The sequence below is a fragment of the Solirubrobacter pauli genome, assembly GCF_003633755.1.
Classification (GTDB): Bacteria; Actinomycetota; Thermoleophilia; order Solirubrobacterales; family Solirubrobacteraceae; genus Solirubrobacter; species Solirubrobacter pauli.
In genome coordinates this window covers 374,039-395,448 of the sequence record NZ_RBIL01000001.1, presented here as the reverse complement: position 1 = coordinate 395,448, position 21,410 = coordinate 374,039, and the positions used below count along the sequence as shown (strand labels likewise).

Annotated in this window: 19 protein-coding genes, 4 tRNA genes and 1 riboswitch; of the genes, 9 read left to right on the top strand and 14 right to left on the bottom strand. The window is 70.3% G+C overall.

Going from position 1 to position 21,410, the window contains the following annotated elements:
- Positions 1-72: 72 nt before the first annotated feature.
- On the bottom strand, positions 73-1,836 hold the full coding sequence (locus tag C8N24_RS01815) for a S8 family serine peptidase (protein ID WP_147447569.1): 1,764 nt from the start codon (positions 1,834-1,836) through the stop codon (positions 73-75).
- A 42-nt stretch (positions 1,837-1,878) separates the two neighbouring features.
- A riboswitch (cyclic di-GMP riboswitch) is annotated at positions 1,879-1,958 on the bottom strand.
- A gap of 161 nt (positions 1,959-2,119) precedes the next feature.
- Here C8N24_RS01815 and C8N24_RS35285 point away from each other — a divergent pair.
- Positions 2,120-4,357 (top strand): glycerophosphodiester phosphodiesterase family protein, encoded by a 2,238-nt coding sequence (locus C8N24_RS35285; RefSeq protein WP_281272608.1) that lies wholly within the window; start codon positions 2,120-2,122, stop codon positions 4,355-4,357.
- Here C8N24_RS35285 and C8N24_RS01805 read toward each other — a convergent pair.
- The 7 genes from C8N24_RS01805 to C8N24_RS01775 form a co-directional block, all read right to left on the bottom strand.
- Positions 4,354-5,025: a helix-turn-helix transcriptional regulator gene (locus C8N24_RS01805; protein ID WP_121247385.1), complete on the bottom strand. Its 672-nt coding sequence runs from the start codon at positions 5,023-5,025 to the stop codon at positions 4,354-4,356. The genes C8N24_RS35285 and C8N24_RS01805 overlap by 4 nt on opposite strands.
- The gene (locus tag C8N24_RS01800; RefSeq protein ID WP_121247382.1) at positions 5,022-5,858 is read right to left on the bottom strand and encodes a deoxycytidylate deaminase; all 837 of its coding nucleotides are present in this window, start codon (positions 5,856-5,858) and stop codon (positions 5,022-5,024) included. The genes C8N24_RS01805 and C8N24_RS01800 overlap by 4 nt, the downstream gene beginning before the upstream one ends.
- Positions 5,855-6,442 carry an adenylyltransferase/cytidyltransferase family protein gene (locus C8N24_RS01795; RefSeq protein WP_121247379.1) on the bottom strand — a complete coding sequence of 196 codons (588 nt, stop codon included), beginning with the start codon at positions 6,440-6,442 and terminating at the stop codon, positions 5,855-5,857. Before C8N24_RS01795 ends, C8N24_RS01800 begins: the two co-directional genes overlap by 4 nt.
- A gap of 8 nt (positions 6,443-6,450) precedes the next feature.
- Complete coding sequence (locus C8N24_RS01790) at positions 6,451-6,900, bottom strand: HIT family protein (protein ID WP_121247376.1); 450 nt, start codon at positions 6,898-6,900, stop codon at positions 6,451-6,453.
- A complete protein-coding gene (locus C8N24_RS01785; protein WP_121247373.1) occupies positions 6,897-7,388 on the bottom strand; it encodes a dihydrofolate reductase in 492 nt (163 codons plus the stop codon). Before C8N24_RS01785 ends, C8N24_RS01790 begins: the two co-directional genes overlap by 4 nt.
- Positions 7,389-7,390: 2 nt before the next feature.
- The gene (gene thyA, locus C8N24_RS01780) at positions 7,391-8,302 is read right to left on the bottom strand and encodes a thymidylate synthase (protein WP_121247370.1); all 912 of its coding nucleotides are present in this window, start codon (positions 8,300-8,302) and stop codon (positions 7,391-7,393) included.
- A 74-nt stretch (positions 8,303-8,376) separates the two neighbouring features.
- Positions 8,377-8,458, bottom strand: a tRNA-Leu gene (locus C8N24_RS01775).
- A 279-nt stretch (positions 8,459-8,737) separates the two neighbouring features.
- Between C8N24_RS01775 and C8N24_RS01770 the strand changes: the two genes are divergently transcribed.
- Together C8N24_RS01770 and C8N24_RS34555 are read left to right on the top strand one after the other, a co-directional pair.
- Positions 8,738-8,808: transfer RNA gene (locus C8N24_RS01770), tRNA-Trp, on the top strand.
- Between the two features lie 97 nt (positions 8,809-8,905).
- Complete coding sequence (locus tag C8N24_RS34555) at positions 8,906-10,924, top strand: serine/threonine-protein kinase (RefSeq protein ID WP_211339803.1); 2,019 nt, start codon at positions 8,906-8,908, stop codon at positions 10,922-10,924.
- Here the strand turns inward: C8N24_RS34555 and C8N24_RS01760 are convergent.
- On the bottom strand, positions 10,905-11,588 hold the full coding sequence (locus tag C8N24_RS01760) for an FHA domain-containing protein (protein ID WP_211339802.1): 684 nt from the start codon (positions 11,586-11,588) through the stop codon (positions 10,905-10,907). The genes C8N24_RS34555 and C8N24_RS01760 overlap by 20 nt on opposite strands.
- 154 nt (positions 11,589-11,742) lie before the next feature.
- On the opposite strand from C8N24_RS01760, the gene C8N24_RS01755 reads away from it, so the two are divergent.
- The gene (locus tag C8N24_RS01755; RefSeq protein ID WP_121247364.1) at positions 11,743-13,806 is read left to right on the top strand and encodes a hypothetical protein; all 2,064 of its coding nucleotides are present in this window, start codon (positions 11,743-11,745) and stop codon (positions 13,804-13,806) included.
- Positions 13,807-13,901: 95 nt separating this feature from the next.
- On the opposite strand, the gene C8N24_RS33575 is transcribed toward C8N24_RS01755, so the two are convergent.
- Positions 13,902-14,039 (bottom strand): hypothetical protein, encoded by a 138-nt coding sequence (locus C8N24_RS33575; protein ID WP_170178772.1) that lies wholly within the window; start codon positions 14,037-14,039, stop codon positions 13,902-13,904.
- Positions 14,040-14,110: 71 nt separating this feature from the next.
- Between C8N24_RS33575 and C8N24_RS01750 the strand changes: the two genes are divergently transcribed.
- The 4 genes from C8N24_RS01750 to C8N24_RS01735 all read left to right on the top strand — a co-directional run bounded on the left by C8N24_RS01750 (position 14,111) and on the right by C8N24_RS01735 (position 16,097).
- A tRNA-Gly gene (locus tag C8N24_RS01750) sits at positions 14,111-14,181 on the top strand.
- A 22-nt stretch (positions 14,182-14,203) separates the two neighbouring features.
- Positions 14,204-14,277, top strand: a tRNA-Pro gene (locus C8N24_RS01745).
- Positions 14,278-14,461: 184 nt separating this feature from the next.
- Positions 14,462-14,911, top strand: coding sequence for a hypothetical protein (locus tag C8N24_RS01740; RefSeq protein WP_121247362.1), 450 nt, complete (start codon positions 14,462-14,464; stop codon positions 14,909-14,911).
- 565 nt (positions 14,912-15,476) lie between these two features.
- Positions 15,477-16,097 carry a hypothetical protein gene (locus C8N24_RS01735; protein ID WP_121247359.1) on the top strand — a complete coding sequence of 207 codons (621 nt, stop codon included), beginning with the start codon at positions 15,477-15,479 and terminating at the stop codon, positions 16,095-16,097.
- Positions 16,098-16,318: 221 nt separating this feature from the next.
- Here the strand turns inward: C8N24_RS01735 and C8N24_RS01730 are convergent, their stop codons facing one another.
- The 4 genes from C8N24_RS01730 to C8N24_RS01715 form a co-directional block, all read right to left on the bottom strand.
- Positions 16,319-17,167 (bottom strand): HEPN domain-containing protein, encoded by an 849-nt coding sequence (locus C8N24_RS01730; RefSeq protein WP_147447568.1) that lies wholly within the window; start codon positions 17,165-17,167, stop codon positions 16,319-16,321.
- A gap of 246 nt (positions 17,168-17,413) precedes the next feature.
- Positions 17,414-19,795: a DUF4132 domain-containing protein gene (locus C8N24_RS01725; protein WP_121247353.1), complete on the bottom strand. Its 2,382-nt coding sequence runs from the start codon at positions 19,793-19,795 to the stop codon at positions 17,414-17,416.
- Complete coding sequence (locus tag C8N24_RS01720; protein WP_121247350.1) at positions 19,792-20,190, bottom strand: hypothetical protein; 399 nt, start codon at positions 20,188-20,190, stop codon at positions 19,792-19,794. Before C8N24_RS01720 ends, C8N24_RS01725 begins: the two co-directional genes overlap by 4 nt.
- Positions 20,191-20,390: 200 nt before the next feature.
- Positions 20,391-20,738: a hypothetical protein gene (locus C8N24_RS01715; protein ID WP_121247347.1), complete on the bottom strand. Its 348-nt coding sequence runs from the start codon at positions 20,736-20,738 to the stop codon at positions 20,391-20,393.
- Positions 20,739-20,764: 26 nt separating this feature from the next.
- On the opposite strand from C8N24_RS01715, the gene C8N24_RS01710 reads away from it, so the two are divergent.
- Positions 20,765-21,334, top strand: a complete 570-nt coding sequence (locus C8N24_RS01710; RefSeq protein WP_147447566.1) for a hypothetical protein — start codon at positions 20,765-20,767, stop codon at positions 21,332-21,334.
- The last annotated feature ends 76 nt before the right edge of the window (positions 21,335-21,410 follow it).

Below are 21,410 nucleotides of genomic sequence, written 5' to 3'. Positions count from 1 at the left end.
CGTTCGGGCGCTGCTTGCGTCCCCAGCTGGCGCGGTTGCAGGCCTGCCAGCTCGCTCGGTTCATGGTGCGGCTCATCGGACCGCCTCCGGCGTCGGCGTGGCGGCGGCCGTCTCGGGGGCCGGCGGCGCGGCGGCGGCCGGCTCGGGCGCGGGCGCCTCGTCGGTCGGGACCACGGCGTCGGCGGGGATCGGCGCGAGCGACCCGGTGTCCTCGGCCTCCTCGGCCTGCTCGGCGTACTGCGCGGCCTCGGCGCTGGCGTCCTCGCCGGCGCTCGACCACGTGGAGCGGCTCCAGGTGGAGCGCTGCGGGTCGATCGCGCCGCCCGCCGCGAGGCAGGTGCCGCACGACCAGGTCGACTTGGCCCACGAGGCGCTGAGCTGGCTCGGCGCCGCGCTCCAGGTCGAGCGGGTCCAGGTGCTGAGGTCGTTGCCCGCGCGGGTGGCGAGCGCGAACAGCAGATTCGGGACGACGTTGAGGTTGACGGCCGGGACGCCTTGCGTCGGCGTGTAGAGCGCGCGCTCGACGTCGATCATGCCGGTGCCCACCTTGTTGCCGGCGACCGGCTTGTCGGTGCCCATCAGCAGCGCCTTGACCTGGTTCGGGGTCAGGGTCGGGCGGGCCTGCAGGAGCAGCGCGGCGGCGCCGGCGACGACCGGGGCGGCCATCGACGTGCCACCGGCCTTGAAGTACTGGCCGCCGAGCGCGCAGTTCGGGCACATGATCTGGAACGCGCTGCTCGGGGCGAGCACGGACACCATGTGCGCGCCGGGCGCGACGACGTCGGGCTTGGAGAGGCCGTCCTGCGTGACGCCGTTGCTGGACCAGTCGGCGCGGCCGCCGCGGCCGCTGTTGGCGCTCTCGTCGACGCCGCCGACCGAGATCACGAACGGGTCGTTGGCGGGCGCGTACTGGACGGCGTCGGCCGCGCTGCCGCGGTTGCCCGAGGCGACCACGACGACGATGCCCTTCTGCCACGCGTGCTCGACGGCCGCGTCGAGCGGGTCGGTCTTGTAGGACTGCGGCGTGTCGGCGGCCAGCGACAGGTTCAGGACGCGCAGGTTGAAGCGGTCCTTGTGGTCGACGGCGAAGGCGATGCCGTTGATCACGTCGAGCACGGTCGAGTTGCCGGCGTCGTCGGAGGCCTTGATCGCGATCAGGTTCGCGCCCGGCGCCATGCCGACGTACTTGCCCTTGAACGGGTCGCCCGCCGGGCGATGGTTCGAGTCGCCGGCGATGATGCCCGCGACGTGCGTGCCGTGGCCGAAGCCGTCGCCCGGCGTCTTGGCGCCCGGCGAGGTGATCACGTTGGCGACGATGCGGGAGCCGCCCGCCGCGTCCTTGAAGTCGGGCTGGTCGCCCGCGATGCCCGTGTCGATCACGCCGACGCCGATGCCGGCGCCCGTGATCCCGCGCTGCCAGAGCTTGTCGGCGCGCGTGGTCTTCGGGTAGCTCGTCGCGAGCTGGTTGGCGTCCAGGCCCGTGCTGTGCACGCGCGCGTTGAGCGTGAGGCCGAGGACCTTGGCGTCCTTCGCGAGGACCTTCGCCTGCTTGGCCGGCAGCTTGACGGCCAGGCCGTGGATGAACGGGACCTTGCTCGTGACCTTGCCGCCGTGGGCGCGGACGAGCTTCGTCGCCGCCTTCTCGCTGAGCGTCGGCTTGAACTGGACGATCGCCGTGACGGTGCGGTTCGGCGTCTTCGCCGCAGCCGTCGCGAGGCGCGCCTGCGCCGTCGGGGCCGCGTGCGCCGCGGTGCTGACCACCGCGAACGGCACGACCGTGGCGAACGCCGCCACAGCCAGCCGGCCACGCCAGCGCTGCTTCGTTTCATGGGACATGCAGGGCACCTCCTTGTGCCACTTTCAAATCCGGTCCTGAAAGTCGGCGGCCGAGCTATCTCCCTCCGTGGAGACCTCAAGCTTTGCGTCCCCGCCTCACGGCGGGTTTGCCTTTGTCAACCCTGTTGAGCTGAGTTGTCGGCAAGAAACCGGTGCTTCTGAGCCGGGATGGACACTCGTACGACTCACAACCTCTTCACGAGTCGGCGCCGCGGCGGGAATAGCTTCGCCCGCCGTGTCGAAACGATCATCTCGCGCGCTCCTCGCCGCGCTGGCCTGCGCCATGACGCTGCCCTCCTCCGCACTCGCCGCCGACCCGGTCATCGACGAGCACTTCGACGGCGGCGCCCTGCCCGCCGGCTGGACTGCGCGTGAAGGCACGTGGTCGGTCACCGACGGGCGGCTCGTCGGCCGGTCGACGTCGTCCGCGCAGATCTCCCGGCTGACGTTCGGCCCGCGCCTGGAGAACTACCGCTTCGAGGCGACCGTCCGCTTCGAGTCGCTGGTCAACAACGACGGCACGCGCTGGACCGCGCTCGGCCTGGACATGCCGCTGGACGGCTCGACGCCGTGGTGGCACGCCGCGATGCGCTCCAACACCACCGCCGCCAACGGCACCGAGCTCGCCCAGCGCACGACCGCCAACGCCTGGAACGTGCCCGCCACCGCGCCCGCGCCGACGGCCGCCGGCACCGGCAAGGACGTGCGCGTGAAGCTCGAGGTCTTCGGCGCCAAGGCGCGCTGGTTCTTCAACGGCGTGCTGGTGCAGGAGGCGAAGGTGCTCCAGCGCTCCGCCGACGGCCGCCTGGGCTTCGTCGTCAACGGCTCGGTCGTCTCGTTCGACGACGTGGTCGTCACGCCGCTGGACGCCGAGCCGCTCGTCCGCCCGGACGACCGCACGACGACGCCCGCGATCATCGCCCACCGCGGCTACTCGGCGATCACGCCCGAGAACACGCTCGTGGCCATGGACGCCGGGTCGCGCGCGGGCGCCGACTGGGTCGAGATCGACGTGTCCACCAGCGCCGACGGCATCCCGTACGTCCTGCACGACGACACCGTCGACCGCACGACCGCCGGCACGGGCGCGCTCAACACGCTCACCTCGTCCGTGCTGGACACGCTCGAGGCGGGCGAGTGGTTCTCGCCGGTCCACAAGGGCGAGCCGCTGCCGCGCCTCTCCGCCGCGCTCGATCAGGTCCAGCGCCAGGCCGCCGACCTGCTGCTCGAGATCAAGGGTCCCGAGACCCGCGCGCAGGTGGAGACGATCATCGGCATGATCAAGGCGCGCGGGATGCTCGGCCGCGTCCTGCTGCAGAGCTTCGACGAGCAGGTGCTGCGCGACGCCTACGCGATCGAGCCGCAGCTGCGCCTCGGCCTGCTGCGCGGGTCGATCGACGCCGACCCCGTCGCGGTCGCACGCGGCCTGCACGCGATCGCCTACAACCCGGACTGGAACGCGCTCTCCGCGCGCCGCTCGGTGGTGGCCGACCTCAACGCCGCCGGCATCGCGGTCATGCCGTACACGGTCGACAGCCCGGACACGTGGCTGCAGATGCGCGACGCCGGCGTCGACGGCATCATCACCAACAAGCCCGGCACGCTCGATGGCTGGAACGCGCGCTACCGCCAGGGCGGCGTGCCGAACCCGCCGCGCGCGGTGATCGCGGCCCCGGTCGACGGCGCGGTGCTCACGCGCGGGGACGTGCTGACGCTCGCGTTCGACACGTCCGACTCGGTCGCGACGGCGACGCTGGACGGCAAGCCCGTCGCCGAGGGCGCGGTCGTCCGCGCCGACGACCTGGCGCTCGGCACGCACACGGTCGAGCTCTCCGCGCGCTCGTCCGCGGGCGAGACGGCCGCGGCGACGGCGACGTTCACGGTCGCGCCGACCGTCACCGGCGTCGCCTCGCTCGTCGCCACCAAGCGCGGGATCCCGAACGCCCAGCGCGTGCTGCTGCTCGAGATGGCGTTGTCGCACTCCTGGAAGCGGCTGCTGGACGCCGTGCGCGCGCACGAGTCCGAGCTGGGTGAGGCCGTCGCTGAGCGCCTGGTCGAGGACGCGACCGCGCTGCGGGCCGCCGAGGGCGACGGCCCGAGCGTGCCGGGCGCGCCGATCCAGGGCCCGGCCGGTCCGGCGGGTCCCGCCGGTCCCGCGGGCAACGACGGTGCGCCCGGTCCCGTCGGCCCGGTCGGTGCTGCCGGCCCGCTCGGTCCGGTCGGCCCCGCCGGCCCGCAGGGCCCCAAGGGCGAGAAGGGCGACACGCTCGACGTGAAGGTCACCTGCGACCTGTCCAACGACGGCAAGTCGATCGTCTGCACGATCAAGACCGTCGTCCCGACCTCGACCTTCAAGGGCAGCGCCCGCCTGCAGGGCACCAAGGCCGCCAAGCGGGTCGCCGGCACGGGCAAGGCCACGTTCCGCCTGAAGTCCGCGAAGCGCCTCAAGAAGGCGCCGAAGGTCGTCCTGACGCTCAAGAGCGGGACCCGCTCGAAGGCCGTGACGGTGCGCGCGCGCTAAACGAGATCGGCGGCGCGCACCCCGAGCACCGCGGCGATCCGCCGCAGTTGCGTGAGGCTCGGATCGCCCTGGCGGTCCGAGGCCTCCTCGAGGTGCGCGACCCCGACCTCGGTCAGGCCGATTCGGTCCGCGAGCTCCGCGCGGGTGAGCTGCCGCTGCTCACGGTGCGCGCGGATCTTCGCGCCGGTCACGTTCGCGTCCAGGGCCGCGAGCGCGGCGCGGCGCTCTTCCAGCCGCGGGCGGAGCGCGGCGATCGCGGCGCGCAGCTGCGCCCGCAGGTCCTCGTCGCCGTCGTAGCGCACCTCGACCAGGTCGGTCGGCACGCCGAGGGCCATTCGGCTCACGCGCGTGCCGCGCGGCGCGATCAGCACGATCGGCGTCAGCGACTCGAGCGCCATCGTCAGCTCCTGCCCGACGCCGATGCTGGGCGTGTGCGCGAGCAGGAAGATCACGTCGGCGCCCTTGACGCGCTCGCGGTCGATCCGGAAGACGTCCGCGGGGGAGACGTGCGCGTCGCGGACCGGGTCGGTGAAGTCGCCGGGGAAGTAGACGTCGAGCGCGTCGCCCGCGGCGGCGCGGATCGCGCTGACGGTCGCGTCGATCGCGAGGCGTGCCTGCGTGTCGGCGTTGGTCAGCGCCGTCGAGATGTACCCGTTCAGCGGGCTCATGCCGCTTGCAGGATGTCCACGCCGGCGGCGCGCAGGATCGCCTCGCCGTCGAGCACCGCGTAGCCGTCGCGGTAGTACAGGCGGGAGACGCCGGCGGCGGCGATCAGCCGGGCGCACGGCGGGCAGGGGAAGTCGGTCACGTACAGCACGGCGCCCTCGGTGCTGCGGCCCTCGCGCGCGGCCTCGGCGATGAGTCGGGCTTCGGCGTGCGTGGCGGTCGACAGCTCGTAGCCGACGCCCTTGTACAGGTTGCTGCGCGGGTCGCCGGACACGTACGGGCTCAGCGGATGCGGGTCGTGCACGTTGGCGGCGGCGCGGATCTCACCGTCCGCGAGCCGCATCGCCGCGCCGACCTGGCGCCACCAGTCGATGCTCTGGGCGGCTCGCGCCTCGGCGGCGCCCTGGATGTCGGCGATCGCCGACTCGATCGGCACGGTGGGGACCTGCGGGCGCTCCAGCCGGAGCGTGCGCCGGCGGTCCCAGCGCAGGAAGACCGTGTCGAAGCGGACCTCACAGCGCTGCACGAAGTAGCGGTCGGCGACCTGGTGGCTGACGTCCTCGTCGGGCATCACCAGGCTGGTGCGCGCTTCGGCGAGGGCGGTGGCCCGTTCCGGCGTGAGCACCTCGACGTGCGCGAAGACGTCCCACGCGGCGACCGCCTTGGCGACGAGGTCGGCGTCCAGCGCGCGGACGTCCTTCGCCAGCGGGCGGTAGTCCTCATAGAGCGCGGGACCGATCACGTACGCGTCCGTCCCGGGGGCCGCGTGCGCCTCGAAGAAGCGCCGGTAGCCCTCGTGCAGGACCGGGACGTACGCGACGACCGCCGTGCTCACGACCGCTTGAGCGTCTCGTCTATGAGGTTGGGCAGGACCTTGGCGAGCTGCGGACCGAGCCGCTCCCCGAGGTGCATGTACAGCTGCCGGATGCGCTCGCTGGTGGTCACCGACGCCTGGCGCTCGAGCACCTCGACGCGTCCGCAGATCGTCCCGAGCTCCTCGAGCTCCGCCTCGGTGTACGAGTGGTCCTCGGTGAGGACGAGCACGTCCGGGCTGACCGCCTTGATCAGGCCCCAGCGCTCCTCGTCCGGGCCCTTGAGGAACAGGACGTCCACCGGCCGCTGGTGCGCGAGCATCTCCAGGCGCTCACCTTCCGGGACGAGCGGGCGGTCCGGCCCTTTGCGGGCCTGGATCTTCGCGTCGCTGTCCACGCCGACCACCAGCACGTCGCCCAGTTGCTTGGCCTTGGCCAGGTACTTGACGTGCCCGAGGTGGATCAGGTCGAACGAGCCGGAGGTGAGCACGATCCGCAGGCCGATGCCCTTCAGGTGCACGATCAGCTCCGCCAGGTGCTCGAGCGAGTCGATGTGCCGGTCCGCGAAGGCCGGCTCGGAGCTGAAGATCCCGCTGCTGATCGCCATCGTCGTCCTTACTCGCCCTGGGCCGTCGCGCTGACCTTGAAGCGCACGGTCTTCGCCGGTGACTCGTCCAGCACCACGAAATGCACGTGCAGGTGCGCGATGCTGCCGCCGTTGTAGCGCATGTCGCCGCTGCGCTCGACCGTCGCGACCGCCAGCGGTGCGTACTGAGCCTTCAACCGGCGCCGCAGCGCCCACAGCTCCGCGCCCGCCTCGTCCGGCAGCTCGTCGAACGACGACACGTGCCGCTGCGGCACGAGCAGGAAGTGCGCGACCGTGCCCGCGTACGGATACGCGTTGCGCGTCACGAACCAGTGCTCGCCCTCGAACTCGACCGGCTCGCTGTTGTGCGCCTCGAAGTGCTCGCGGCAGAAGATGCAGATGCCCGCCGCCTCGAGCCGCTCCATCTTCTCGCGCTGCGCGTCGGTGCGCGCGGCCTCGAGGTTGTAGAGCGCGGTCATCGGCGCCGCTCGTACGTGCGGAAGCGGTACTCGTGGTCGTCCTCGACGATCGGCGCGCTTTCCTCGACGCACTCCCACTCGTCCTGGGGGACCGGCGGGAAGTGCACGTCGCCGTCGACGTCGGAGTCCACCTCGGTGATGTACAGGCGGTCGGCGATCGCGAGCGCGGTCGCGTACGCCTCGGCGCCGCCGATGACGAAGCAGTCCCGGTCCCGTGGGGCCGCCTCGATCGCCGCCTCGAGCGAGGCCTCGACGGTCACGCCCGCGGCCGGCGCGTAGCTCGCGTCCCGGCTGAGCACGATGTTGTGCCGGTTCGGCAGCGGCCGCACCTTGGGCGGCAGCGAGTCGAACGTCTTGCGGCCCATCACCACCGTGTGGCCGGTGGTCAGCTCCTTGAACCGCCGCAGGTCCGTCGGCAGATGCCACGGCAGCTGGCCGTCCCTGCCGATCACGTCGTTGCGGCTCTTGGCGACGATCAGCGACAGCACGGCTACGTCGTCACCGGGATGCCGGGGATGGCCGGGTGCGGCTCGTAGTCGACCAGCTCGAAGTGCTCGCCGCGGAAGTCGTGGATGTCCGTGATCCGCCGGCCCGCCTCCGTCAGCCGCAGCGTCGGCAGCGGCCGTGGCTCGCGCGCGAGCATCTCCTCGACGGCGTCCAGCTGGTTCACGTAGATGTGCGCGTACTGGATCCAGTGCACGTACTCGACGAGCTCGAACCCCGTGAGCTGCTCGATCATCAGCCCCAGCGCGTTGTACTGGACCATGTTGCTCGGGACGCCGATCGGCGTGTCCCCGGAGCGCTGGTTGTGGATCAGGTGCAGCTTGTCCCCGAACACCAGCGCGTGGATCCAGCCGTGGCAGGGCGCGATCGTGTTCCGCGACTTCACGCCCTGCTCGCGATGGTTCGCCTGCGGGATCCACGGTGACATGACGGCGGTCCGGTCCAGCGGCAGGTCCTGGAGCTTCTTGATCAGGTGCGGCAGCTGGTCGAAGCCCTCGTCCGCCTCGTCGTCCAGGTTCGTCGTGAAGTTGTGGAACGCGTGCCCATACGAGCCCGGCCCGAGATCCCCGGCCCGCAGCCCGCGTGACCCGGACTTCTTCTCCGTGGCCCACGGCCCCCACCAGTCGCACCCGAACGCCGCGAGCTCCTCCAGCGTCCGCGCCCCGTTGATGAACGCGCACAGCTCGCCGATCGCCTTCGACGCGAAGTTCCCGATCGACCGCTCGGTGATCACCGCGGCACCGTTGCGCATCGGGAACCGCATCGCGTGCCCCGCGACCGCCAGCGCCTCGACGCCCTGCTTGGTCTCCACGCGCACGCCGTGGTCGCGGATCTCCCGCAACATGTCGCGGTACTCGTGGCTCGGCTCGCGCTCGCTGAACGGCAGGTAGTTCGGCATGGGACCGCGACAACTTAGAAGCGCCCCCGGACACGAGCCTCGCCCGAGCGCGCAATTTGCACGAACCACCTCGATGCGGGCGGAGGGACTCGAACCCCCACACCTTGCGGCACCGGCACCTAAAGCCGGCGTGTCTACCAATTCCACCACGCCCGCAGGGGCCGCCCATGGTACGCGTCATGCCTTCGGCCCCACGTGCTCGTCGAGCAGGGCGACGCTCGCGCGGTGCGAGATCTGTCCGTACTCGCTGACCCCAGGTGGGGTCGGCCCCCCGGCTCACGTAGCCACGCTGCGTCAGATCCACCTCGCACGATCGACGCAGTGCTCGCCGGTAGGCCTGCGGATCCGATGGCTCCCATGACACGAACGTATGTTCGCGAAGGCGTCGGATGGACCCGTGCGCGCCGGTCACTACAATGAGCGGCCGACGTTCCCGGGGGACTGGTGTAACGGGAACATAGGGGTCTCCAAAACCCTTGCTCGAGGTTCGATTCCTCGGTCCCCCGCTCTTCGTCGCGCGTTAGTGCGACACATCCACGCTTCCTGCCCGTTACGACAGGAAGCATGCTCTCCGAAGCGCAGCGCTCGATATACCTCTCGCCGATGGCAGGGGGAGAGCTGCAGCCCGGCACCGTGTTCGCCGGCCACCGGATCGAGATGGTCGCGGGGCGGGGCGGGATGGGTGTGGTCTACCGCGCCACGCAGCTCGCGCTCGACCGCACGGTCGCGCTGAAGGTCATCGCCGCGGGCCTGCTGGAGGACCAGTCGGTCCGCGCGCGGTTCGTGCGCGAGTCGAAGGTCGCCGCGAGCATCGACCACCCGAACGTGATCCCGATCTACTACGCGGGCGAGGAGAACGGGATCGCGTACATCGCGATGCGGTACGTCGCTGGCGACGACGTGCGCAGCCTGGTCCGCCGCGAGGGCCCGCTGGCCCCGGAGCGCGCCGCGCACATCACCGCGCAGCTCGGCGGCGCGCTGGACGCCGCGCACAGCGCCGGGCTGGTGCACCGCGACATCAAGCCGGCCAACGTGCTGCTCGGCCCGGAGGATCACGTCTACCTCACCGACTTCGGCCTGACCAAGCACGCGCTGTCGATCGCGGGCACGACGAAGCCCGGCCACTGGGTCGGGACGCTCGACTACGTCGCGCCCGAGCAGATCCGCGGCGAGCGGGTCGACGCGCGCGCGGACGTGTACGCGCTCGGCTGCCTCCTCTACTTCACGCTCACCGGCGAGGTCCCGTTCAAGCGCGAGGGGGACGAGGCGCGGTTGTGGGCGCACCTGAGCGACCCGCCGCCGAAGCCGTCGGCCCATGGCGTGCCCGCCGCGTTCGACGCGGTGATCGAGCGTGCGCTCGCGAAGGACCCCGAAGCGCGCTACCCGTCGGCCGGCGATCTCGGCCGAGCCGCCAGGGCGGCGGCCGCCAACGAGCAGCCCGCGCTGCGCGAGCGGCTCGTGGCCAAGGGGGCGGCCGCGCCCGTCGAATCGCCGACGGTGAGCGCCGCCCAGCCCCGACCGCAGGTCACACCTCAACCTCAGCACGAGGCTGAGACTGAGTACCTCGAGCGCTCGAACCCTGGCCGGAGACGGCGCACCGCGCTGCTCACCGTCGCCCTGCTCGCCGCCGCGGGCGCCGGGATCGCGGCCGCGATCGCGTTCGGCATCGGAAGCAAGGACACGCCCGACCCGGCGCCCACCGCGCAGGCCAGCGCGACCCCCACGCCGACGGCCACGCCCGAGGGCATGCGCGTCGCCGACGAGATCACGATCGGCCAGCGTCCCAACGTCGTCCGCGTCTACCGCGGCAACGTCTTCGTCGGCTCCTTCCGCCAGGACCGGATGCGGATCGTCTCGGCGCAGACCGGCAAGGTGCGCTCGTACGCGCCGAAGGTCGGCGTCGGGGTGGACGACGGCGCGTTCGGCTTCGGCTCGCTGTGGCTGAGCGTCGCGCGCGCGAAGCAGCTCGTGCGGCTCGACCAGCGCACCGGCCGGCCGATCGGCGACCCGATCGCGCTGCCGTTCGCACCGGCGGCGGTCGTGGTCTCCAAGGACGCGGTGTGGGCCGCGGTCGTGCCGGGCAACGACCAGCCGGACCAGCTGCTGAAGATCGACCCGCGGACGGGGCAGACGCTCGCGACAGTCTCCTACCCGTACGGGATCATGGCGCTGACCACGAGCCCGACCGCGCTCTGGGTCGCGGCCCGGCGCCGCGCGCGCGTGCAACGGGTCGACCTCGAGACCGGCGCCGTCCAGAAGACGATCCGCGTCGGCAACAACCGCAGCGAGGACATCGCCTACCGCGACGGCGCGCTCTGGGCGGCCACGCCCGAGGACAACGCCGTCTACAAGATGACGACCAAGACGGGCGACGTGATCCCGATCAGCGTCGGCCAGCAGCCGCGCCAGCTGGAGCTCGGCGACGGCGTCGTCTACGTCACCAACTACAGCTCGAGCGACCTCTACACGATCGACGAGCGGCGCTCGCGGGTCGTGGGGGACCCGCTGCGGCTGTCGGTCAACCCGTTCAGCCTGGCGTTCGATCGCGCGCGCGACACGCTGTGGGTCGGCAGCCAGCCCGAGAACACGCTCAGCCGCGTGCTCACAGGTCGCGGCGGGTGATCACGCCCGTCCGCAGCGCCTGAAGCGCCAGCGAGGCGCGCTTCTGGTTCTGCGGCAGCGCATCCACGCCGAAGACCTCGAACAGCGCCCGCAGCGTCGACTTCACCGCGTCGACGCTCACCACCAGCTCGTCCGCGATCTGCTGGTTGGTCGCGGGGGTCGCGTACGTGGAGTCCTTGAACGGGCGGCACAGCGCCACCAGCACGCGTCGCTGCGCCGGCGTCAGCAGCTCGCCGACGTGCGGGCCCATCGCGGTGACGGTCGGCCGTGACATCGACTCGCCGGCGGGCGCGCGGAACGCGAGCGCGACGCCGCCGACCGTGAGCACGTCACCGTCCTTGAGCCGCTGCCGTGACGTCACGCGCGCGCCGTTGAGGTAGGTGCCGTTGTGGGACAGGCCGTCGTCGACGACGGTCCAGTCGTCGCCGATCCGCTCCAGCGCCGCGTGCACGCGGGAGATCTCGCTGTCCCAGTCGAGCACGACGTCGTTCGTCGGCCGGCGGCCGATCGTGAGCTGGTCGGCGCCCGGCGCGAGCTCGACGATCACCTGCAGGTCGTCCGCGTCCCGGTAGACGAGGAACGGCGTGCCGCGGCGCTCGGCGGCGATCCGCTCCTTCAGGTCCTGCGGGGTGGCGACGTGGGCGTCGAGCGGCGAATCGGGCACGGGACGGAGCGTAACCCGCGACGCCACGCGAAGGTGGGCCACCAAGGGGTGGGAACGAGGTCCACCTCGGGGGTGGCCGCTTCCACCCTTGGCGCGTAGGCGACACCCCGCCGCTCCGGGATCGTCTGGGCCACTCCCCACGAAAGGCCCCGAAGTGAAGCGCTCCCTCCTGGCCGCGGCCGCCGCGGCCCTCACCCTCGCCATGCCCAACGCGGCCTCCGCCGCCGACTACGACGACGCCGCGTACTTCCGGCTTGCGGACCGCATGGAGCAGACGCTCGACTCCCGCTGGGACGCCGACGCCGGCTACTACAAGCTCGGCGGCGGCGGTGTCGAGCCGATGGCGAACTCGATGCTCCTGCTCACCCACGCGGTCGCCGCGATGAAGGGCCACGTCGGACCGGCGCGCAACGACGCCCGCGCCCGCGCGCTCGCCGCTCGTCTGGTCAAGCGCGGCGGCCCGTTCGTCACGAGACCGGCCGTCGGCCAGCTCCACGCGCCCGGCTGGGTGAACGCGATGAACGGCCGCGGCTCGCAGCACCTCGTGTTCGACGCCGAAGTGGTCGACGGCCTCGTCTACGCGTACCGCGCGCGTGCAGCGCTGGACCTGCCCGACTCGACCGTCAACGCCATCCGCGAGGCGATCTCGAGCACCGCGCGCGGGACGTTCTGGCGCTACCCGACCATCCGGCTGAACCAGGTGAACTGGTACTCGCTGATGTACGCCGCGGACGCGACGGTGACCGGCAGCCCCGCGCTGCTCAAGCGCGACATGGCCCTGCAGCTGCGCCGCTTCTTCGACCAGGCGCGCGCCGGCGGCGGCCGGATCGGCAACTTCGGCCCCGGCATGCGCTTCCACTACCTCCCGCACCTGCCGCTGAACGTCGACAAGAACGTCGACAGCGCCGAGTACGCGAACATCGTCCTCACCTTCACGCGCTTCTATGACCAGGCGCGCCGCGCCGGCATGCCGGCGCTTCCCGCGGGCTCGCGACGTCTCGCGCAGGAGTGGATCAAGCGCGTGATCAGCGGCTACTGGACGCACAGCGGCTACATGAACTGGGACTCCGGCCTCGGCTTCGACCGCTGGCACCAGGGCAAGAAGCTCGGGCTCACGCAGGAGGCGCTGATCGGCGTCGCGACCGGTGCGCAGTCGCTGCTCCCGGGCGCCGAGTGGGCGCGGTACTCGAAGTACATGCTCGACCGCGGCTTCGACTTCTACGCCCGCCAGGCCGACCGTGCCAAGGACGGCGTGCCCGACCCGCTGTTCTTCGACGTGAACACGGTGCCGCAGGGCCCCGGCTCGGCCCGCCTCGCCGTTGCGCGCGTCATGGCCAACGCCGCGCGCGCGGTCGACGCCGGCATGGGCTCGATGAAGGGCACCGAGCCGCCTGCCCTGTACGCGTTCGACCCGGACATCGGCCGCCTCGCCGTGACCACGCCCAAGTACAACACCGCGATCGTCGCCGTCAACCAGAATGCCTTCCCCTACGGCGGTCTCGACCTCGCCCGCCTGTTCGACGGTGAGCAGGAGGTCGCGGCGAACGTCGGCGGCCGCCCGCCCGCCTCGTTCGGCCTGATGGTCCGCGACGTCGCGGGGCGCCGCGTGACCGCGTCGCAGGTCGGTCGGCCGAAGGTCGTTCCCGGCGTACGTCCGCTGACGTTGCTGAAGGCCCCGCGCGGTGCGGGCGCGATCTCGTCCGCGTCGGTCGGCCGAGCCTACGCCGGCGCCTTCAGCGACCTGCGCGTGACCGGCGCCGTCTCCGCCCGCGGGCTCTTGATGCGGGTGACCCACCGCTTCACGCGCGACTGGATCCAGACCTCCTGGACCGCGACTCGCCGCAGCGGCGACGCGCGGCTGACCGCCGACGTGCTGTTCCCGAGCTACGGCGGGAAGGCCGGCCGGATCGTGGCCGTCCTGCGCGACGGCTCCAGCGTCGTCGTCGGCACGCGCCTGATCTCCCTCGCCTCCGTGAAGTACCTGTGGGTGCAGAGCGAGCGCTCGGGCTACGTCGTCGTGCCGGTCGGCACCCGTCCTGCGGGCGCCGGCGTCCACGCCATGCGCGCCTCCGGCCAGTCGTCCAACCCGCGCCCGGGCAAGACCGGCGCGATCCAGATCGCCCGCGCCAAGCGCTTCAACCGCGCCGCGCTGACCGTGCGCATCGCGCCCGTCAAGGACGAGCAGGACGCAGCGGCCACGGCGGCGCGGCTGGGGTGACCCGCGTGATGGTGGTGTGAGGCCTCCCGCAACCCCTGCTCGGACTCACCGAACGTCGTCCCCCTCCTCCCACGGAGGGCGACGACGGCGTCCGCTCAGCGCTGCGGCGGCTCGACGAGAACCAGCTTCCCCCGATTCAGCATCTGCGCGATCGCGCACGCCTTCTCGATCTGTCCGTACGTGTACCGGACGGGGTTATGCAGGGTCTCGATGTGGACGCCAGGGATCTGCATGACCTGATGATTCCCCGAATCCGACCCCAGCCAACCCGTCGCGGCGATATCATGGCGCCCCGAGTCGACCCGCGGGCGAAGTGTTGTGGTTGCACAGGAGCCTTCCAAGCTCTTAGGGCGGGTTCGATTCCCGTCGCCCGCTTCGCTAGGGTCGACGCGAACAACGGGGAGTGGCGCAGTCTGGTAGCGCACCCGGCTGGGGGCCGGGCGGTCGCAGGTTCAAATCCTGTCTCCCCGACTAAGAGAAGGGCCCGCAAATGCGGGCCTTTCTTGTCGAAGAGGACGAATGGTACCGGGGTCGTCGAGTACCAATTGAGTACCGTTTGTCCCGTTGAGCGCCCCGCGCCGTGGCCGTCGTCCGTCTGACCGACGCTCAACGATCCGGCTGGCGAGCTGTCCGGACCAGCCGCGATTGTGGCGTCATGATCCAGGACGGAAAGCGAATCGGAGTCGCCATCACGGTGGATGGTTGGCCCGTTGAGAGTGCGACGCGCCTCGCGGCGGTAGGAGCCCACGTGGTGGTCGTGACCACAGCGATCGCCAGTCCGCGAGCACCAATCACGCTGACGTCGACGTACGTCGGGGCGCGCGAGCTCGAGACAGAGATCCTGCATCTGGTGCAGACGCCGGGAGGAGCCCGCATCGAGCGGCGCGTCTGTGCGACCAGCGAGGTTCCGATCTTCGCGGACGACCGACCAGCATGCGTTGGCGAGCATCTCGAGATGCTGCGAAACGCTCTCGCCGAAGTTGCGGCTGAAGCCACGGTCGAACTGCAGCTTCTGTCGCCGCGTTCGCTTCCGCCAAGCCTTACGCAGCCGATCTTCTTCAGCGAGAAGGGCGGAACCATCTGTAGGCCTGCCGTCAAGGGCTGAAAGCACTGACACCAGCGTTGTGGATGACCGGCCCGGGGCTGCTCGCCGCCTGTACGACGTGGCACCCACCGCTCCCACGACCCCTGCGGGTGGGGACGGTCCATGGGGCTAGTGACGTCGCGATAGAGAGGACGCGCGTTGAGGTAGCAGTGGGCTTCGGCGTGGCTGCGGCGGTAGCCTGATGGCCATCGCTTCCGAAGACGCGTTCTCCCGCTCAAAGGCTGTCCAAGCCGCGTTGGACATGCCGCGCAAGCCACGTCCGCGGCTTAGCCCGCAGTCGATTTTCATCTCGCAGAAGCGTGGCGTCCCGCCGGCTCCTGCGCCTGAGCGCCGCTAGGCACGATCACTCAGCGTCATCGTTGAAGTGGCGAGCGAGACGGCGACGGCGACGGCGTAATTCGATCGCCATCGAAAGGCGCGCAAATCCACAGTTTCGAGAATTTCGATCGCTCTCGAAGCAAACGTGCCCCCGCACATGCGATCGCAACCCATGCGAAGGCACCCGATCGCAAGGAGGCTCGTACTGGACGGGAGCGGCGTCCGGACGTCGAGGAAGAATGCATAGGTGCTCGCAGCCTCGACGTTCGAATGGGTCAAAGCTCTGGTGGCCCCCGTATTCGGGTTTCTCGCGATCGTCATTGCGGCTGGGGTCACCGCACGAACGGCGAACTCACGACAACGGCAGCAGCTCGACCACGACCTTTTGCGGCACCGTGAGCAGCTTGCCCACGACCGCGACTTGAGAGAGCTTGAGCACTTGCGGGATTTCTTCGACGAGGTGGCTGGTCGGTTTGAGGGCTACGCAGATGCGATCCATCAACTCGACGTCGCCGTCCAGTCGCCCGTGTGCAGTGCCGAAGACAAGGTCCACGCTTTCATGGCCGTCAACGAGGCGTATGGGGAGTTGGGCATCGCCATCCGCCGCTTCGGCTTTCGGATGAGCGTCGATACGCCGGTGTTCGAAGCGCTATGGAGCGCGGTGCTCCTGCTCGAGCAGTGGGCCAACACCTTGCAGGTCGTTCTGGACGGCGAGATCCTTCCTACGGCACGACAAAGTGCCATCGACTTCAACGACGAGCCACAGGCGCTCTCCAAGGACCCGATGGCGGCCTGGCGGGCGTTCGTCGACCTCGCACGCAACGAGCTAGAGCATCGTGCGGCGGTCGCTGGGCCTCCGGCTGAATGACGACGGACTCGCCACTATGGCGGGCAGACACGGCGCGATTGCTCTACGCGGTCGACGAGCCGCGCACGCCGATTGAACCCGAGCAGACGCTGGCAACCGGGTCGGCGTCCCTCGTTCCGCGGCATGACAAGCCTGTGGAGCAGGCATGCGTCGTCTCCTGGGAGGCACGCAACGACGAACGACGCTCTAGACGCCCGACACCCGCGACTTCGCGAATCCGCCTACGCGTCGAGACGACCGCGTCTAAGAACTGGGCCTCGCTGCTCCCGTGCCGGCGCGCTTTCCGCCGCCATTCGAGCGTGCAGCTCGCTCGCCCTGTCCAGCATGTCGCGGGCAGCGGCAGCGTCGAGTTCCCAAGAGCGATTGAGATAGCGGGCTCCTGGGCGGAACCTCGCAAGTGTGTTCAGTAGGTCCGCGTGCGCTGGATCGACATTGCCGGCTTTTCGTGCTCGGTTGAACTCGGCTTGGGTGAGGCCGTGAGTTCCACGTCTGAGGAAGCGCGCGTCTCCCGCTTGGACGAAGAAGGCGCGTCCAGCGAGCTCCACTGCAGCGAACAAGTTCTCCGCGAAGGCGCGCAGCCGTCCAGCCTCGAGTGCATCCCGCGCCGTATCGAGAAACTCGGCTGCGGCTACGAGATGCTCACGCACCGTTGGCAGGTGATAGCGCGCATCGAAGCCGCCAAAATCCCTACCGCCGACGGAGAGGAGCGTCATGTGGGCGTATGCCTGCTCGTCCGCCGGCAGCTCGAACCACTCGATGTTGACTAGTTCCTCAACCGTCTCGCCGTTGCGTTGCCGCTGCTCTTGGGTGACGCCGAGTTGGATGCGAACTTCGTCGTTGAACCGGATCTCTGGTTTCTGACCGGGCCGCAATAGAGCTTGTGCGGCACGCACCGGTTCGTCCTCCGCCCAGGCACCGGCCGCGATCCGCCGCTGAAGCTCAGGCCCGAATAACGTTTGGACCGTGTGGTCCTTGAAGTTCGCGAGCATCTCGGGCGTCCAACGCGGATGAGCGACGACGATCGAGACGTCGATTCCGTCGGTCGGATCTGCGCTTGCTTTCGACGACACCGTCACTACGCTACCCCGTTCTCGGCATCTAAGCGACGCGAACCGGGGGCTTCTCGACCGCAGTATGACCCGGTCGCGGAGCTGCGGTGCGCTCGGACTCGACTGTCGGCGTGGCGAGAAGGAACGCGTATCGACGATTGCGCTACTTGGGGCCGGCGTCGTCGATCGTCGCTGGCCACTTCGGCGCGGCTCCCCGGCCTCGGGGATCCTCGTCGACTGCTTCGGTGCCGCCTGGACGGGTGCGCGTCAGCGTCTGATTTGCTCGGTGATCGTGCGGTCGGTGATCTCGTGGTCGGCTGCGAGCAGGAAGGCCTTGCTGAGCACCAGGCTCAGGACCGGGTCGTCGTCGAATGGGAGGAAGACCTTCGACGCGCCGGGCGAGCGGGCGGCGACGATGCATAGGTAGGTGTCGTCGGGCGACATCAGGATGTTGCCGCTGCCGAGGTGTATGCGGTACTCGCGTAGGTCGCCGCGGACCCTGAGGAAGCGGGCGTCGAGCGAGCAGCGGTGGCGGATCGTGAGCATCGGCAGGAGCCGTTCGAGCACGTCCCGGCGGACCTGGCCGGCGGCGCTGAGGTCACCGAACGAATAGCTCTGCCAGTAGGTGTCGAACTGGCGTGCCTCGCCGTGGTCGAGCCACTCGGGGTCGGCGCCGATCGACGTGACGCCGATGAAGAGGTCGACGTCCCGTAGCGCTTCGGTGATGACCCGGCGTGGGACGTCGGCGAGCGGCAGCACCTCGCCGTCGGCGTCCTCGAACCGCACTTGGTCGCTTGTGACGTACGGGTACATGTCTCCGCCGCTGGGCTCGACGTCCGGGATCGGGTCGAAGAAGAAGTGGGCGGAGATCCCGAACTCGGCGAACGCTCGCTTGGCGACGCCATGGTCGATGCCGTCGTCCCACCACGCGAGCGGGGTGGAGGTCCAGCCGCGTCCGCGCATCAGTGCCCGCGCCTGGACCTGGCGGAAGATGTGCGCCGCGAACCGGTTCGAGTACGTGCGCGTGGTCGCCTCGGCGGGCGTGAGCACGTACAGCTCCCGGAACGCTTGCTTGACCGGCTGGACGAGCTCAGCTTGAAGGAGGTGACGGCGCCAGGCAGCGACGTCCTTGGCGAGCGCGTCGATCGGGTGCCACAGCCGGACTTCGGCCCCGTCCGGGATGGGCGCGGTCGCGCCGTCGGCGGTGACGAGCTCGTTCGCCGTGCGCGGGAGGCCGATCGCGTCCGTGGTCCCGTCCGGGGCGCGGAAGCCCCAGATGATGCGGCGCGTGAGCGCGCCCGTGATCGGGTGGTCGAGATAGAGCTCGGCCCACTGCGCGAGTGGCCAGCGGCGGTCGAGTGCGAGGTGGTCGTCGAGGCGTTTGCGTTCGCCCGCGATCGTGCGGCGGATGGCCTGCAGCTCGGTGCGCAGTGCGGCGAGGAGCTCGCCGTCGGGCCCTTCCTTGAGCGCGGCGGGCACGCTCTTGCGCGGCTTGCCTTCCGGGGAGATGTACGTCAGGGCGACGGTCGTGTCGGTCACGACGATTCGGGCGGTGCCGGTCTGCAGCGGTACGTCGCGGGTGCCGTCGTCGGCTAGGTCGTGCCGCTCCACCGCGCGCTCGAGCAGCTCTTCGCGGGTGAGCCCTTGCGCTTTGGCGAGTGTGTCGATCGCTTTGCGGATCTGTTTGAGAAGTGCGCCGTGGCGGACGGCGCGTTCCAGCGCGAGCAGCTCGGTGATTGAGGACGGCGCCGCGATGTCCGCCATCGCCTGCGCGGCGGCGTTGGCCAGCCGGATGCTGCGCGAGTCGCTCCACTCGCCTGGCGGGCGACCGATCGCGAACGTCGCCGTTCTGCGCAGGCTCGGAAGGAGGACTGAGTCTCCCAGACGACCCGCCAGCGTCGGGATGGCGACGGCAAGCCGCTCGTTCTCCCATCCGATGGGGCCGTGGTCGGTGGGATCGAGGCCAGTCAGCAGGGTCAGCAGCCCTTCGACGAGCACGAGCGGTGCGCAGAGGCCTGCGAGCGCCGCGTCAGCGGTCTTGAGCCAGCGGGCGGACGGCTTGCCGCTGTGCGGGTACGTGGCCATCGCCTCCACCAGCGCGGCGACGTCCTCGTCGCTCGAGGCCAGAAATGCCCGCGCCCGCTGCGTGAACTGGTCCGCGTGATCCTCGAACAGGTCGAGCGGGTCGGCCTTATCGGGCGTCGCGACCGCCCAGAACGCCGCCTCATGGCGCCCGAGTCGGGTGCGCAGCGGCTCTGCGAGCGCGACGATCTGCGCGCGCGTGTCTGGCGGCCAGGCGGAGATCTCGCGGGTCAGGTGCGGCAGCATCTGGTGCCAGAACTGCCCGGCACGTCCCTGCCGGCCGATCCGCGCGCTGTGTTCGAGCCAGTGCCCGAAGTCCTCCGGTGGAATCGTCAGCTTGCGCCGCGCGACGATGCCGAAGACTTGCACGGCCTCGTAGCCCGCGTCCCGTGTGTCGAGGAGCCGCTGCGCGAGCTCGCGGATGCAGTCCAGCCGAGTGTCGTCCGGAGCGCCGGCCATCGCCTGCACCTCCGGGATCTTCCGCAGCTCGGGCTGCGCAAGCCAACTGCCCCGAGGCATCGCGTCCAACGCGGCCTCGACGAGCGCCGAGGCGACGGGCGCCGTCATCCGCCCACGAGCGCGATCAGCCGAACGAACCTGATCTCCGAGTCGGCCGTCAGCGTCAGCGCCGCGTCAAGCTCCGTCACTTGCGCGCCGTCCACGATCACGAAGAACCCGTTGCGCCCGAACGCCTCGATCGCCAAGTCCGCCTGACGCTCCCAATCGATCGTTCTGCCGCCCGGCACGGTGTATCCGCCGCCCGTGGCCAGCTCCGCGCCCTCCGGCACCACTAGCCCCGCGAAGGGATCGCTGCGATCGGCGTTGAACCGCGCCACCTCGTCCCGCACTCGAGTGCGGATGAGATCGCACAACGTGATCGCTGCCGGGATGTCGTTCAGCACATGCGTGACGATCGCCTTCCCAGAAGTCGACTCGTCGCGCACCGTGACAGACACACGCATTGCGCCGAGGCTACCGCCACTAGTGGAAGTCGGGACCCACGCAACGCCTACCCACGGGCCGCGTAGCTGCGCCATGACACGCGACGCGATTCCCCGAAAGTAGCGCTTATCGGCGGTTTCGCTATTGCGCTGGCGCGCGACGCACAGCCCAGAGATCCTGCGGGCAGCGCGGTCTGTGGCGTGCTCGGGGGCGAAGTTGTCTATGCGCTTGCTGTTACGGTGATTGACGTTCGCGCGTCGGCGATGCCGCGCGAAGGCCAGTCCAAGATGAACGTGACGATGCCGTCGACGCTTCCGTGCACGGTGCGTTCGTCGAGGTAGTACTCGGCAGGACCCGCGCTGTATGGCTCGCGCAGCGGGTGCGATTGTCCGTCCGGCAGCTCGACGCGCAGCTGGACGTCATGGATGTCGCTGGTGCGCTCGGCGAGCCGGAGGGCGAGCCAGAACTCGAGACGGTCTGAGAACGCGGTCAGGCGCCGCACGATGACGGCGGCGTCGTTGGTCGCGGCCAGCAGTAGCTCGGCGGCGACGGCGCGTCCTTTCTCCACGGCGCGCAATCTACAGTGGCGCGACGATGCCCGAGGCTCCGGAGCCCGCGAAGATGGTGTGGGCGCTTCCCCACGATGTGCTGCGGGGCCCGCGCGGCACCCTGTATGTCGGCGGTGCAGTAGACGCCGAGCTGCTGCTCGTCGAGCGCGACGACATCGTGATCGGCGCCCGCCACTTCACCGCGTACCCGGACGGGTTCGGCTTCGTGCTGCACATCTGGCTCTCCGAGCCCGAGTATGACCTCTTTGAGCTCACCGACACGCTGGCGCACAATCCCCGCCGCCGCGGCAAGCAGGATCGCAAGCACGTGTACATGGGCGTCGAGCTCCCCGACGGAACTGCGGTCCGCGGCTCCTACGACGGAATGCACATCGACGAGCCGCGCCTTGAGCTCTATCACCATTGGGTGCTCGACGAGCACTACCAAGGCGAACTCGTCGCACGCGTTGCTGCGCCCGAAAGCGGCTCGGTCACGCTCGTGCTCGATTGGGCCGCGCGCGGGATCGTCGAAGCGCGAGCATCAATCGATGCGGGGCTGCTTTACAACGCCGCGCGACACGCCCGACCGCTATTCGCGGTGGCCGACCGCCCGTAGCCAACCCACCACGACCAGGCGGCTAGGGCTTAGACTGCCGCGCGTTTCCAGCGACGGCCAACGCCGGCAAACAGTG

Coding starts and splice junctions, on each gene's coding strand:
- C8N24_RS01815 (WP_147447569.1), bottom strand. CDS start 1,836: ATGTCCCATGAAACGAAGCAGCGCTGGCGTGGCCGGCTGGCTGTGGCG.
- C8N24_RS35285 (WP_281272608.1), top strand. CDS start 2,120: ATGACGCTGCCCTCCTCCGCACTCGCCGCCGACCCGGTCATCGACGAG.
- C8N24_RS01805 (WP_121247385.1), bottom strand. CDS start 5,025: ATGAGCCCGCTGAACGGGTACATCTCGACGGCGCTGACCAACGCCGAC.
- C8N24_RS01795 (WP_121247379.1), bottom strand. CDS start 6,442: ATGGCGATCAGCAGCGGGATCTTCAGCTCCGAGCCGGCCTTCGCGGAC.
- C8N24_RS01790 (WP_121247376.1), bottom strand. CDS start 6,900: ATGACCGCGCTCTACAACCTCGAGGCCGCGCGCACCGACGCGCAGCGC.
- thyA (WP_121247370.1), bottom strand. CDS start 8,302: ATGCCGAACTACCTGCCGTTCAGCGAGCGCGAGCCGAGCCACGAGTAC.
- C8N24_RS34555 (WP_211339803.1), top strand. CDS start 8,906: ATGGCAGGGGGAGAGCTGCAGCCCGGCACCGTGTTCGCCGGCCACCGG.
- C8N24_RS33575 (WP_170178772.1), bottom strand. CDS start 14,039: ATGCAGATCCCTGGCGTCCACATCGAGACCCTGCATAACCCCGTCCGG.
- C8N24_RS01740 (WP_121247362.1), top strand. CDS start 14,462: ATGATCCAGGACGGAAAGCGAATCGGAGTCGCCATCACGGTGGATGGT.
- C8N24_RS01725 (WP_121247353.1), bottom strand. CDS start 19,795: ATGACGGCGCCCGTCGCCTCGGCGCTCGTCGAGGCCGCGTTGGACGCG.
- C8N24_RS01720 (WP_121247350.1), bottom strand. CDS start 20,190: ATGCGTGTGTCTGTCACGGTGCGCGACGAGTCGACTTCTGGGAAGGCG.
- C8N24_RS01710 (WP_147447566.1), top strand. CDS start 20,765: ATGCCCGAGGCTCCGGAGCCCGCGAAGATGGTGTGGGCGCTTCCCCAC.